The organism is Pseudoduganella sp. RAF53_2 (assembly GCF_052113985.1).
GTDB lineage: Bacteria > Pseudomonadota > Gammaproteobacteria > Burkholderiales > Burkholderiaceae_D > Rugamonas.
Genome location: NZ_JBFRDW010000070.1, coordinates 1 through 13,945, shown reverse-complemented (window position 1 = coordinate 13,945; position 13,945 = coordinate 1). Strand labels below are relative to the sequence as shown.

At 62.4% G+C, this 13,945-nt stretch carries 11 protein-coding genes; 9 read left to right on the top strand and 2 right to left on the bottom strand.

The features are described from left to right. Positions 1-2,320, bottom strand: a 2,320-nt coding sequence (locus AB4Z11_RS06680; RefSeq protein ID WP_442023666.1) for a TonB-dependent receptor, incomplete at its 3' end; no start/stop codon positions are given. Between the two features lie 385 nt (positions 2,321-2,705). Between AB4Z11_RS06680 and AB4Z11_RS06675 the strand changes: the two genes are divergently transcribed. From AB4Z11_RS06675 to AB4Z11_RS06645, 7 genes are all read left to right on the top strand, one after another. Further along, positions 2,706-4,211, top strand: coding sequence for a family 16 glycosylhydrolase (locus AB4Z11_RS06675; RefSeq protein WP_442023664.1), 1,506 nt, complete (start codon positions 2,706-2,708; stop codon positions 4,209-4,211). A gap of 73 nt (positions 4,212-4,284) precedes the next feature. After that, entirely contained in the window at positions 4,285-4,653 is a 369-nt protein-coding gene (locus AB4Z11_RS06670; protein WP_442023662.1) for a cupin domain-containing protein, read from the top strand. 76 nt (positions 4,654-4,729) lie between these two features. Beyond that, entirely contained in the window at positions 4,730-5,821 is a 1,092-nt protein-coding gene (locus tag AB4Z11_RS06665; RefSeq protein WP_442023660.1) for a hypothetical protein, read from the top strand. Between the two features lie 69 nt (positions 5,822-5,890). After that, positions 5,891-7,333: a DUF2868 domain-containing protein gene (locus AB4Z11_RS06660; protein WP_442023658.1), complete on the top strand. Its 1,443-nt coding sequence runs from the start codon at positions 5,891-5,893 to the stop codon at positions 7,331-7,333. Beyond that, positions 7,330-8,793, top strand: a complete 1,464-nt coding sequence (locus tag AB4Z11_RS06655) for a DUF3482 domain-containing protein (protein ID WP_442023656.1) — start codon at positions 7,330-7,332, stop codon at positions 8,791-8,793. The genes AB4Z11_RS06660 and AB4Z11_RS06655 overlap by 4 nt, the downstream gene beginning before the upstream one ends. A 44-nt stretch (positions 8,794-8,837) precedes the next feature. After that, a complete protein-coding gene (locus AB4Z11_RS06650; protein ID WP_442023654.1) occupies positions 8,838-10,268 on the top strand; it encodes an aldehyde dehydrogenase family protein in 1,431 nt (476 codons plus the stop codon). Beyond that, on the top strand, positions 10,252-11,166 hold the full coding sequence (locus AB4Z11_RS06645) for an AraC family transcriptional regulator (protein WP_442023652.1): 915 nt from the start codon (positions 10,252-10,254) through the stop codon (positions 11,164-11,166). Before AB4Z11_RS06650 ends, AB4Z11_RS06645 begins: the two co-directional genes overlap by 17 nt. On the opposite strand, the gene AB4Z11_RS06640 is transcribed toward AB4Z11_RS06645, so the two are convergent. Next, a complete protein-coding gene (locus tag AB4Z11_RS06640) occupies positions 11,163-11,906 on the bottom strand; it encodes an SDR family oxidoreductase (RefSeq protein ID WP_442023650.1) in 744 nt (247 codons plus the stop codon). The genes AB4Z11_RS06645 and AB4Z11_RS06640 overlap by 4 nt on opposite strands. A 106-nt stretch (positions 11,907-12,012) precedes the next feature. Between AB4Z11_RS06640 and AB4Z11_RS06635 the strand changes: the two genes are divergently transcribed. After that, the gene (locus AB4Z11_RS06635; RefSeq protein ID WP_442023648.1) at positions 12,013-12,933 is read left to right on the top strand and encodes a LysR substrate-binding domain-containing protein; all 921 of its coding nucleotides are present in this window, start codon (positions 12,013-12,015) and stop codon (positions 12,931-12,933) included. 49 nt (positions 12,934-12,982) lie between these two features. Beyond that, a complete protein-coding gene (locus AB4Z11_RS06630; RefSeq protein ID WP_442023647.1) occupies positions 12,983-13,921 on the top strand; it encodes an exopolyphosphatase in 939 nt (312 codons plus the stop codon). The last annotated feature ends 24 nt before the right edge of the window (positions 13,922-13,945 follow it).

Sequence of the window (13,945 nt, the reverse complement as noted above, 5' to 3'; positions counted from 1 at the left end):
ACAGTGCGCCGCCCACCGGCGTATGCAGGCCTGGCGAGGTGTCGGTGAACTTCGACTGGCCAGCGTAGTTGCTCAGGTCCTTGTAGAACAGGCCCAGCGACGCGAAGCTCTGCTTGTCGTAATACCATTCGCCGGAGAAGTCCAGGTTCTTCGACTTGACTGGCAGCAGCGCCGGATTACCCTGCGAGCCGGTACCGCCATTGATACGCGCCAGATTGTCGATCGTCTTGCCGCCCTGGATCTGGTCATAGCGCGGACGGCCAATGGTTTCGCCGTAGCTGGCGCGAACCTTGATGTCCGGACGCAGGTCGGCATCCCAATCGATGCTTGGCAGCCAGTTGCTGTATTTACCGTTCAGCGTCGTGAACGAAGCAGGGCCGAACTGCACAGGGAATTCGTTGGCCGAAACCATGGTGATGCTGACCGGAGTCGGCACCAGTGCGGACGACACGACGTCCGTCGTTTCGTAGCGCACGCCGATATTGGTGTGCATCGGTACGCCAAATTCCCAATCCGTACCCAGCTGGATATAGCCGCTCTTCGACGTTTCCTTGGTGCGGCGGTCGGTATCCCAGGTGGTCTTCGGCAGGTAGAGATCAGGCAGGCCGGAAGCCTTGGCCGCCAGATCACGCACTTGCGCGAAGTTGAAGGTGTAGAAGGTATTGAACAGGTTCGGATTGCTGCTGCCGTCGATCTTGTCGAAATACTGGCGCACGGTGTCCGCATGCCATACGCTGCTTGGATAGTCCGAAGGCTTGGTGGCGCCGCCCCAGGTATCGCGCTGCTGCGTGGAGAAGGCGGAGCGGTTGTCCACCTTGGTGTGCGCAATGCCGAAGTTCAGGTTGGACGATTCCATCACCTTCCAGCTGCCCTTGACCTGGGTCTGGTCGATCTTGCCCTTCATATAGCCGTTGCGGAAGGCCGAACCGGTCACCTGCTGCGGTGCGTTAACGAAGTCAGCACCCTTGATGCTCAGAACCGGGAAGTCTTTCGAGAAGTCGGCCGAGGTGTCGCCGCGGCTGAAGCTTGCCGTACCCAGCACGTTGTCCGAACCCCATGGGCTGTCGGCCTTCGATTCGGCGGTGGAGTGGTGCGTATCCAGCTCGAAGCGCAGATCGTTATTCGGCTTCCACAGCGCGTTGAAGCCCAGCGACTTGTTCTGGGTCTTGGTCGCGAAGTCGGCGCCGCCCATGGCGATGTCGCTGTTCCCGGCCGGGATCAGTTCCGTGTAGACCAGCGGGCCAGCCACAGGACCATTCGACCAGGTGCTGGTGGATGGACCGAAGTTGAACCAGGCCGAAACGTCGTTACGCTTGGTCTGGATCTTGTTCTCGGAATAGGTGTAGTCCAGCGTGGTGGTCAGCGATTTCGCCGGCGCGTACTGCAAGGTCAACTGGCCATTGGTACGCTGGCGCTGCACGCCGCTCATGGCGTAGTTCAGGTTTTGCGGAACGTTGTAGATGTCGTTCGGTCCCGGACGATTGGTGATGCGGTTGCTGCCATCCGCGCCGGGCAGGGGAATGGTGCCCCAGTTGTTCTCGTCGCCCTTGAACGGGCCGCGCCAGCCGTTGCCCACCGACGCCACGTTGAAGCCCAGGTTGCGCTCCTGGTAGCTCGCGCTCAGCGAGATACCGAAGGTGTTGTCCGCAAACGTATTGCTATAGATACCGGAGACTTCAGGCGTGTAGGAATGCTTGGCCTTCACATCGCCCGGCAGGTTGTTGTTGGAGGTGTCGTACACACCCTTGGCGCCGAAGCTGGCCACCATGCCCGGATGGTCCAGCGGACGCGCGGTCATGATATTGATGGTGGCGCCGATACCGCCGGTCGGCGTTTCGGCGCGGCCGGTCTTGTACACCTGGATCTGCGAAATCGCTTCGGAAGCCAGGTTGGCGAAGTCGAAGGAGCGGCCATTCAGGTCGCCCAGGTTGGAGGTCGGCATCTGGCGGCCGTTCAGCAGCACCAGGTTGAAGTCCGGACCCACACCGCGCACCGTCACTTTCGCGCCTTCGCCGATCGAGCGGTCGATGGAAACGCCGCTGATACGCTGCAGCGATTCAGCCAGGTTGGTATCGGGGAATTTACCGATGTCGGCGGCCACAATGCCGTCAACGATACCGTCCGCGTTGCGCTTCAGGTTCATGGAAGTACCGAGACTGGCGCGCAGGCCGCTCACTACAACGGTCTGCATATCGGTTTGGGTGGTCGAGCTGATTTGTCCCGATGCCGCGTCCTGCGCGTGGAGCGGTGCGACGAACGCTGTACATGCCGTCGCGACGGCCAGGCTCATTAGCTTCTGCTTCGCCTTGGGCTGGTGCATTTGGTCTCCTTGGTTTTATGCCGGCGGGTGTTTTGCCGGTCACGTGGAAACGTTTCCACTTCGTTTTAAAAGATACTAGGGTTAGTGCAAAAAATTGTCAATGAAATACTGAACTGCGTGAGGCTTTCTGGCGGGGACTTACAACACTTGCCAGTTTGGGGACGCTGGATCGTGGAAATTGGAAACCTTTCCACATTGCCAAGCAAATATAGCATCGTTCATTTTTTAAAGTCAACACGCAATGCAACATGGAGGAGGCCAGATGGCGCAAGGCGTTGCGGCTTGCGCACACCTCCGTGCTCCCGGACTTCGATTGACACTCAAATTTTTACGATGCTATATTTTCCCGACTATCTGGGAACGTTTCCACGTCTAAGGAGTCTTAATGAAGCTGTTTACCATCGCGCTTGCCGCATCCATGCTGTTGTCGCTGGCGCCGGAAGCGCAAGCCTTTCGCTGGCCGGGCAACGCGAAAGCCGCCGTCAGCCTGGCTTACGACGATGCGCTGGATTCGCAGCTGGATAACGTGATTCCCACGCTGGATCGCTATGGCCTGAAGGGCAGCTTCTATCTTCAACTGTCCAATCCCGCCGTGCAGCTGCGCATGGGCGAGTGGCGCGCGGCCGCCCAACACGGGCATGAGCTGGGCAACCACAGCCTGTTCCACCAATGCGTGTATAACGGCGGCGATCATTCCTGGGTGCAGGCGCATCGCGACCTGGCGACGACCAGCGTGGCGCAGATGGCCGATCAGGTGCGGCTGGCCAATACCATGCTGACGGCCATCGACGGCAAGAGCGAGCGCACTTATACGGCGCCCTGCGGCGATCTCGATGCGGGCGGCAAGCCTTATCTGCCGGCGATCCGCGATGCCTTTGTCGCCATCAAGGCGGGCGGCGGCAGCGGCGTTGTGGCGTCGATGGAAAAACTGGATACGGGCGCGGTGCCGGTCTTTGCGCCGGTCGGCTTGACCGGCCAGCAGCTGATCGCGCTGGTAAAGGAAGCGGGCGCACACGGCACCATGCTGAATCTGACCTTCCACGGCATCGGCGGCGATTACCTTACCGTGTCAAAGGAAGCCCACGAGGAGCTGGTGCGCTTCCTCTCCGAGCACAAAGACGAATACTGGACCGACACCTTCCTCAACATCATGAAATATGTGCGGGCGCCGGGCTGGGTGCTGGACTGGAGCGACGAATTCGATGGCACGGAACTCGATCACCATAAATGGGTTGAAGAGACGGGCGGCAGCGGCTGGGGCAATAATGAGCTGCAGTTCTACACGCCGCGCCGCGAGAACGTGCGCGTGGCCGATGGCCGCCTGATTATCGAAGCGCGCAAGGAGCAGTACGAGCATCGCGGCTATACCTCGGCGCGCATCAAGACGGCAGGCCTGATGGAGCGCCGCTACGGCCGTTTTGAAGCGCGCATCAAGATCCCGCGCGGGCAGGGCATCTGGCCTGCATTCTGGATGCTGGGCGCCGACATCGCCAAAGCCGGCTGGCCGCGCGGCGGCGAGATCGACATCATGGAAAACATCGGCAAGGAGCCCGGCCTCGTGCATGGCACCCTGCACGGGCCGGGCTATTCCGGCGAGCATGGCTTTGGTGCACCATCGGCGCTGGCGGCGGGCACCTATGCTGACGACTTCCACATCTACGCGGTGGAGTGGGAGCCGAAGGAAATCCGCTGGTATCGCGACGGCATCCTGTACCACACCGCGCGTCCGGATCTGGTGAAGGGCGAGTGGGTCTTCGAGCATCCCTTCTTCGTGCTGCTGAACCTCGCGGTCGGCGGCTACTGGCCCGGCAATCCGGACGCCACCACCGAGTTCCCGCAGCGCATGCTGGTGGACTACGTCCGCGTCTATCGGCGTGCCGACGCAAAATAATGCCGGATTCAGACAATACGGCAGCCTAGGGCGCCGCCTACACTCTTTCGCATCTCAACCGAAGGAGTGCACGATGGAAGACCGTTATCACACCCACCTCAATATTCTTTACCCGCAGCTGGAGGTGGTCGATATACCCGGGCTGGTCGCGGCCTGCGAACATGAGTGGTACAACCAGACGCTGTGCGCGGTGAACGAGTCCGTAGTGCGGCTGGGCGTGGTGCAGGGCGAGTACCACTGGCACCAGCACGTCAACGACGACGAATTCTTTTACGTGGTCAGCGGCCGCTTCCTGATTGATCTGGAAGACCGTACCGTGGAGCTGCTGCCGGGGCAGGGCTTTGTGGTGCCGCGCGGCGTGCCGCACCGGCCGCGTGCGCCGGAGCGGACCGTAATTCTCATGGTCGAGAACAAAGGGATCGTGCCAACCGGCGACGCCTGAGCGCACGATTGCAATTCGTTGCAACTTATTTGACTACATCCGGTTATAGTGCCGCAGGGAAATAACTGGAGGTAGTATGAAAAAGATGACTTTTGCGGTGAGCGTGCTGCTGGCGCTCAGCGCTTGCGGCGGTGGTGGCGGCAGCAATGGGACGGCCAGCGTGCCAAACACGCCCCCGGCCCCTCCGACGACGCCACCGTCCACGCCGCCAACCACGCCGCCGCCGTCCACCGGCTGTTCGGCCAATCCTGCCGACCTGACGTCGCTCCAGATCTTCCCGGCCGACAGCCCCTGGCGCACCGATATCTCGAAGGCCGCGCTGGACAGCCGCTCGGCCAGCATCATCAGCTTCCTGAACCAGACCGCCGCGCCCCTGTTTGCGGACTTCGGCAGCGGCACCTACAACGGCGCGCCGATCGGCATCCCCTTCGTGGTGGTGTGCGACCAGCAGCCGGTGAACGTGACGTATCGCGCCAACACTTACGACGGTAACTACGGTGATGAAAGCGATCCCGGTCCGATGCCGATCCCGCTCACCGCACCGATCGAAGAGAACGGCGCAGGCGACAGCCACGTGATTGCGGTCGACGCGAAAAACCACAAACTGTATGAACTTTACAACGCTAGCACGATGGCAGGCGGTACGGTGTGGGGCGCTTCGTCGGGCGCGAAATTCGACCTCGACAGCAATGCCCTGCGTCCTTTGTGCTGGACGTCGGCCGATGCCGCGGGCTTGCCGATCTTCCCCGGCTTGCTGCGCTACGACGAAGCGGCATCCGGCAAGATCACCCATCCTATCCGTTTCACGCTGCAGAAAAGCCGCGTCAGCCCCAACTTCACCGGCCTTGCGCGCCACGCGGTCAACGGCACCAATACCGCAGATGCCAGCCCCACGCCTATGGGAATGCGCCTGCGCCTGAAGGCGGACGTGGATTTGTCGGGCTATTCCGCAACCAACCGTACCATCCTGACGGCGATGAAGAATTACGGAATCATCCTGGCCGACATCGGTTCCAACTTCTATATTTCGGGCGCGCCGGACGCACGCTGGGATAACGATGACTTGCACAAGCTGCGCGCGATTCGTCCGTCCGACTTCGAGGTGGTGCAGATGGATCGGATCTACAATCCCAATAACCCCAGCGACGCGGCGTTGTGCGGACGCTAATTTTCTTCCCCCGACGCCATTTCTATTGCTAAACTGGTCAATAAATGACTGTGAAGAAAGGCGTGCGGGATGAAAGAGCAAGCGGCAAGGGCGGTTTTGCTTGTCAAGGCCGTCGAAGAGGCAGACCAGGCGCGCGAGGTCCTGACTGAGGACGACCGCAAGTACGCCACCCGTACCGCACGTGAGCTGGCGGACTGGGACGCGTCCGAGCGTAAAGCCGCCGCGACTTTCCCATCCTTCCTGGAGGCGCGCGCTGAACAGATTCTGAAACGACTCGGCGCCCGCCATCCTGCTTTCGGCACTTTTGCACAGCGTCACAGCGGGGCGGCCTGGGTGCTGGGCTGGTTCCTGCCGCTGGCCGGCTTCCTGCTCGGCGTCGGCGCCGACCGCATCGCCGATCCCGAGCACGTTGACCTGCTGTCGCTGCCGCTGCTGCTGATCATTCTGTGGAATGTGCTGGTCTATGTGGCGATCGTGGTGTGGGCGCTGCTGCCGAAGCGCGGCGAACGCCTGTTCCGTTCGCGCTGGGTGCGCCGCGTCAGCGTGGGCAAGGGCGGCATTCCGCGCCGCCTGCCGTATTCTCTGTCCGCCGCCATGCTGGAATTCGTCGGGCAATGGACCCGTATCAGCATGTCCCTGAACGCGGCCCGCGTGGCGCGCGCCCTGCATCTGAGCGCTGCCGCGCTGGCCGTGGGCGCCATCGTTTCCCTGTACTCGCGCGGCGTGCTGACACGCTATTCGGCCGGATGGGAAAGCACCTTCCTCGATGCGCATGATGTGTACACCGCGCTGTCATGGCTGTTTGGCCCCGTCATTGCGCTCTTTAATCTGCAAGGCTTTTCGGCGGCGGAAATCGCGACCCTGCAATTCGGGTTGGACGCCAATGCGCAGACCCTGRCCGACAATGGTGCGCGCTGGGTGCATCTGTATGCGGGCGCGCTGATTCTGTACGTGGTGGTGCCGCGCGTGTCCCTGGCGATTCCTGCGGCCTTCCGCGCCTGGCGCCTGAAGCGCCGCTTCCCGCTCGACCTGGACCAGCCTTACTTCCGCAAACTGAGTCAGGCTGCCGGTGGCGAGGCGGGCGTGCTGCGCGTGGTGCCTTACAGCTTCAGCGTCGATGAGAATCGCAGCAAGAGTCTGGAGTCGGTGGCGGTCGAGCAGCTGGGTGACCGCGCCCATCTGCGTCTGCTGGCGCCCGTACCTTATGGCGTGGACGCTGCCGCCACGCTGCATGAACAGGGCTCCAGTGGCGCGCCAACCGTGACCGCGCTCCTGTTCAGCATGGGCGCCACCCCGGAGAAGGAAAATCACGGCGCCGCCATCGATGCGCTGGTGGCCGAAGGCGGCGAGGGCGCGACTGTATTGCTCGACCAGTCCGCGCTGGTACGGCTGGACGCGGCGCGTCTGCGGGAAAGGGTAGAATTGTGGCGGGAGTTCTGCATCTTTCATGGCGCGCAGCCTTTCGTCGTTGACCTGCTGGCGCCGCCCGACAAATTAAGGGAGAGCGCATGAGCGGCGCGCCGGCCACGATCCAGCTAGCACTGATTTCCCATACCAATAACGGCAAGACCACCCTGGCGCGCACCCTGCTTGGCGCCGACGTGGGCGAAGTTCGCGACGCCGCCCACGTCACGGTGTTTGCCGAATCCCATACCCTCCTGAGCACACAGCAAGGCGACCGCCTGGTGCTGTGGGACACGCCTGGCTTCGGCGACTCGGTACGCCTGATGAAGCGCCTGGCCATGTCCGGCAATCCGATCGGCTGGTTTCTGCGCGAAGTGCTGGACCGCTACCGCGACCGGCCGTTCTGGCTCAGCCAGCAGGCCCTGCGTGCTGCGCGCGACAACGCGGACGTGGTGCTGTACCTGGTGAACTCGGTCGAGAATCCGCAGGACGCGGGCTATCTGCCGCCCGAAATGCGCATCCTCGAATGGCTCGGCAAACCCGTGCTGGTGCTGCTGAACCAGATGGGGCCACCGCGTCCCGCCGCCGAGGAAGAAGCGGAGCAGCTGCGCTGGAAAGAGCACATGCTGCAATTTAACGTCGTGCGCGAAGTGCTGCCGCTGGACGCCTTCGCCCGCTGCTGGGTGCATGAGCGCGTGTTCTACGACGCCATTGCGGCCTTGCTGCCGCCCGCCAAACAGGAAAGCTACCGCCGCATCTTCTCGCTGTGGGAAGAGAATAATGCGCGCCGTTTCCGGCATTCGATGGCGGTGACGGCGCAGCAGCTGGTGGATGCCGTGCGCGATCGGCAGGTGGTGGAAACGCCGGAGAAGGGCGTGATCGCATCGGCCCTGAAGATCGTCGGCTTCGGCAAAGGCGAGGACCGCAAGCGGCAGGAGCGGGCAATGAATACCCTGATCGGCCGCCTCAATATCGCCATTGGCCAGACCACGGTGCACCTGCTGGCGCTGCACAAGCTCGATTCCAGCGAGGCGCCCAAGATCAATGCGCGCGTCAGCAAGAATTTCGTGGTGAAGGCCCCGGTGGAAAAGGCGCAGGCGGCGCTGCTCGGCGCCATCGTTTCGGGCGCGGCGACGGGGCTGTCGGCCGATCTGGCGGCGGGCGGTCTGACATTGGGCACGGGCGCTTTGCTGGGCGGCGTGATTGGCGCATTGGCGTTTTCCGGTGCGGCCTGGGGCTTCAATGTGGGCACCGACCGCAAGGTGCCGACCATTACGCTGTCGGATGAGTTCCTGCGTACCTTGCTGGTGTCCAGCGTGCTGCGCTACCTGGCGGTGGCCCACTTCGGCCGTGGCCGCGGCAACTTCGTGGAAAGCGAAGCTCCGGCCTTCTGGCAGGAGGAAGTGGAAAAGGCCGTCGCCGCGCGCGACGAGGAAGTAAGCGCCCTGTGGCGCCAGCTGCGCGACCTGGAGGAGCCGGATCTGGCCCCCGCCAGCGCCATCGTCACGGCCGTCACCAGTGAAGTGCTGGAACACCTCTATCGGCAGGATCAGGCAATCCTCAGTTAGTTTTGGTCTACCGCTCCAGGCGGCTGCGATCCTAAGATGGACGCATGAAAACCTTAGACCACATCTACATCAACGGTGAATTCGTCAGCCCACACGGTGAGGAATTCATGGAATTTGCCAATCCGTCGACCAACGAGCCGCTGACCCGCGTGCGCCTGGCCGATGAAACGGATGCGCAGCGCGCGATTGCCGCTGCCAAAGCCGCTTACCCTGCGTTCTCCCGCACCACCCGCGAGGAACGCATGGACATGCTGCAGCGCCTGCACGATGTCGTGCGCGAAGGCGAGCAGGAACTGATCGACATCATGCTGGCCGAATACGGCGGACCGCTTGCCACTTCGACCGGGACTGCGCGCCGCGCTGCGGCGAGTTTCGCCAATGCGAAGAAGCTGCTGGCCGAATATGACTTCGTGCGCCAGACTGGCATCGCACGCGTGCAGATGGTGCCGCTGGGCGTGGTTGGCCTGATCACGCCATGGAACGCCAACTACGGCTTCATCTGCGGCAAGCTGGCCATGGCCATTGCATCTGGCAGCACGGCTGTCATCAAGCCCAGCGAAATGAGCGCGCTGCAGACGGATGCGCTCACGCGCCTGCTGCACAAGGCGGGCCTGCCGCCCGGCGTGTTCAATATCGTGACGGGCCGCGGCGACACGGTCGGCGCCGAGATCACGCGCCATCCGGATGTGGCCAAGATTTCCTTTACCGGCTCGACCGCTGTCGGCAAGGCCATCGCACGTGGCGCGATCGACACCATGAAGCGCGTCACGCTGGAGCTGGGCGGCAAATCCCCGACCGTGCTGCTGGACGACGCGGACTTCGCGAAAGCCATGCCCTTCGCTATCGCCGCAGCTACCTTCAACAGCGGCCAGGCCTGCCTTGCCGGCACGCGTCTGCTGGTGCCTGAGTCGCGGCTGGAAGAAGCCAAGCGTCTTGCTGCGGCGGAGATGGCCAGGTTGCAGGTGGGCGATCCACGCGACCCTGCGACGCGCATCGGCCCCATGGTCAGCCACAAGCAATGGGAGCGCGTGCAAAGCTATATCCGCAAAGGTCTGGAAGAGGGCGCCGAACTGCTGGTCGGCGGCGAAGGCAAGCCGCAGGGACTGGAAACGGGCAACTTCGTGAAGCCGACCGTGTTCGCCAATGTGCGCAACGATATGACCATCGCGCGTGAAGAAATCTTCGGACCGGTGCTGTCCATTATCAGCTACCGCACGGAAGAAGAAGCCATCGAAATCGCGAACGACACCAGCTACGGTCTGCACGCGTATGTGTTCTCGGGCGACGTGGCGCGCGCCAATCGCGTGGCCGCGCAGATCATCGCCGGGCGCGTGTTCATCAATGGGCTGTATGATGAACCCCTGGCGCCGTTCGGCGGTTTCAGGCAATCGGGCCTGGGACGGGAATTCGGTGTCTTTGGACTGGAAGCCTATCTCGAACCGAAGGCCTTGATGGGGTATGAAACGACACTCTGAGCTGCTGGAGGCGCTGCGTGCGGCGGTGGCGCCGCGCTTCGGCGGACTGCCGCATGAACGCTACGACATCGTCACCGCCATTCCCTGGCTGACGCTGATCCGCATCCCCGCGCCCACGCCGGCGGGGCGGGGCATGCTGCAGCCTTCCATGTGCCTGCTGCTGCAAGGCGCCAAGCAGATGCTGATCGGTGCGGACGTGGTGAAGTATGGCCCTGGCGACTACGTCCTGACCGCGGTTGACATGCCGGTTGCGGGACAGGTGACCGCCGCGACGCCGGCGCATCCATACTTCGGCCTGCGCGTTGATTTCGACCCGCAGGAAATCGCGGCCTTCATCCTCGACATGCAGATCGAGGCGCCGCCACCGCAGCAGCTGCCGGCTACTTACGTCGAAAGCGCCGACGAAGCCTTGCTGGATGTCTTCGCGCGTTTGCTGGAGCTGCTGGACCGGCCGGGCGATATCCCGGTCCTGTCACGCCTGCTGAAACAGGAACTCTTCTACCATCTGCTGATGGCGCCCGGCGGTGCGGCGCTCAACACGGCGGTGCGCGGCGGCGGCAGGGAAAAGGCGATCGGCGAAGCGATCATGTGGATTCGCCAGAATTTCGACAAGCCTTTGAGTATTGAAGCGCTGGCGAAAGCAGTACGCATGAGCACTTCGGTGCTGCATCGCCGCTTCAAGGCGATGACGGTGATGAGCCCTTTGCAGTACCAGAAGCAGGTGCGTTTGCTGGAAGCGCGCAAGCTGCTGATGGCGGGCGGTGTGGAAGCGGCCACTGTGGCCTTTAAAGTGGGCTACGAAAGCCCGTCCCAGTTCAGCCGCGAATACCGCAGGCTATTCGGCGCCTCTCCCTTGCAGGACGCCGAACAGCTGCGGCATGCGGTCATCGAACCTTAGGCTGCGAAGCCGCCGTCGATGTTCAGGCTGGCGCCGGTCACGTAAGCCGATTCCGGGCTGGCCAGGTAAGCCACCAGGCCCGCGATTTCTTCCGGCGTACCATGACGTTTGATCGCCATCAGGCCGTGCAACGCGGTAGCGAAGTCGCTGTTTTCCGGGTTCATATCGGTGTTCACAGGACCAGGCTGCACATTGTTGATGGTGATGCCGCGTGGCGCCAGGTCACGCGACAGGCCTTGCACCAGCCCTTTCAGCGCGGACTTGCTCATTGCGTACACAGCGCCGCCAGCGAAAGGCATGCGGTCGGCGTTGGTGCTGCCGATATTGATCACGCGGCCGCCTTCCTTCATGTGGGCCACGGCTGCCTTGGTGGCGGCAAACACGGCACGCACATTCACGTTCACGGTCAGGTCGAAGTCTTCGATCGAGAACTCGCTGACATCGCCCAGGCGCAGCACGCCCGCGTTGTTGACCAGAATGTCCACGCCGCCGAACAGCTTGGCGGTGTTGTCGATGGCGGCGTTCACAGCGTTGATATCGGCTGCATCGGCCTTGATCGCGATGGCCTGACCGCCGGCGGCGATGATTTCGGTTGCCAGCTTGTCGGCCACATCGCCCGAGCTTTGATAGGTGAAGGCCACGGTCGCGCCTTCAGCTGCCAGGCGGCGCACGGTGGCGGCGCCGATACCACGGGAACCGCCGGTGACGAAAGCTACTTTGCCTTTGAGATTGGTGCTCATGATGTTTTCCTTCCGGGTTGGGTTAGTTGATGGATGCAGTATGGTCGGGAAATTACGTTTAAACTAGACGGTAATCGAGACAATTACTTTCAACTAAAGGTATCGAATGGAACCGTTGAACTACCTGGAATCCTTCCTGCAGAGCGCCGAGGGCGGCGGTTTTTCCGAGGCAGCCCGGCGTCTTGGCCTGACACCCGCCGCCGTCAGCAAGAACGTGGCGCGGCTGGAAGCACGGCTGGGTGTGCGCCTGTTCCAGCGCAGCACGCGCAGGCTGACCCTGACCGAAGCGGGTGAACGCTTGCTGCAGCAGGCGCGCGGCCCACTGGCTGAGCTGCAGGGGGCGATCGCCGACGTGTCGAGCGACGCCGAGCCGGCCGGCATCCTGAAAGTAGGCATGGYGCACGCGGTAGGCCGCATCTACCTGGTGCCGCTGCTGGCGGAGTTCGTCCGCCGCTACCCGCGCGTGATACCGGACTGGCGCTTCGACAACCGCACCGTGGACCTGATCGGCGAAGGCTATGACGTGGCCATCGGCGGCGGCATCGAGCTGGCGCCCGGCGTGGTGGCGCGCGAAGTGGGGCGTCCGCGCGTGCTGGTGTGCGCCGCGCCAGACTACATGAAGGGCAAGACCATGCCGAAGCATCCGGCCGACCTGGCGACGCTGGAAGGCATCGCCCGGCGTTCCGCCGAAACGGGACGCCTGCGCGGCTACGTGCTGCGCAACAGGGCAGGGCAGGAGGCCAGCACGGAGTTTCGCGCCATCGCCACCTTCGACGATCCGGAAGCGATGGCGCAGGCGGCCTGCCTCGGCCTGGGCGTGGTGCTGCTGCCGGGACCGCACGCTGCGCCTTATCTGGAAAGCGGCGCGCTGGTGCGCCTGCTGCCGGACTGGCATGCGGAAGTGGGCGCGCTGTCGATCTATTATTCAAGCAAAAAAGGCTTGCCTGCCAAGACCCGCGTGTTCGTGGATTTCATCATTGAGCAATTCAAAGCGACAGGATTCGCAGACCGCCTCGACAGGCTTTGAAAACCATGTATGATGGCCTTTCTTTCTCAGTCGATAAGGGGTGCCATCCATGTCTGCCGAAGCAAAGAAGTATCGCCTTGTTACCCGCAGCGATTTTGACGGTCTGGTTTGTGCGGTGCTGCTCAAGCATCTCAATATGATCGACGACATTCTGTTCGTGCACCCGAAGGATATGCAGGACGGGAAGATCGCCATCTCGGGCCGTGACATCACGACCAACCTGCCGTATGTCGCGGGCGCCCATCTCGCCTTCGACCACCATTCATCCGAAACCCTGCGCAATACCGGCGACCGGCAGAACCACGTGCTCGATCCCAAGGCGCCTTCCGCCGCACGTGTTGTGTACGACTATTTCGGCGGCGGCACGGCCTTCCCTGCGGCTTGGAACGACATGATGCGCGCCGTCGATAAGGGCGATTCGGCGCAGTTCAACGAAGACGAAATCCTGCATCCGAAGGGCTGGGACTTGCTGAACTTCCTGATGGATGCACGCACCGGTTTGGGGCGCTTCCGCGAGTTTCGCATCTCGAACTACAACCTGATGATGGACCTGATCGATTACTGCCGCTCGCATTCGATCGATGAAATCATGGCGCTGCCCGATGTGAAGGAGCGCATGGACCTGTACTTCGATCATGTGGAGAAGTGCAAGGACCAGATCCGCCGCTGCTCGACCATCCACAAGAACCTGGTGGTGCTGGACTTGCGCAATGAGGAGATGATCTATGCGGGCAACCGCTTCCTGATCTACGCGCTGTTCCCGGAGACGAATATCTCGATCCACGTGCTGTGGGGCTTGAAGAATCAGAACACGGTATTCGCGACCGGCAAATCGATCGTCAACCGGTCGTCGAAGACCAATATCGGTGCGCTGATGCTGGAATATGGCGGCGGCGGGCATATGAATGCCGGGACCTGCCAGGTGGACAACGAAATTGCGGAGGATGTGCTGGGCGCGCTCATCGCGCGCATCACCAGCGAGGGGTGAGGTATGCATGGCGGATCAATGATC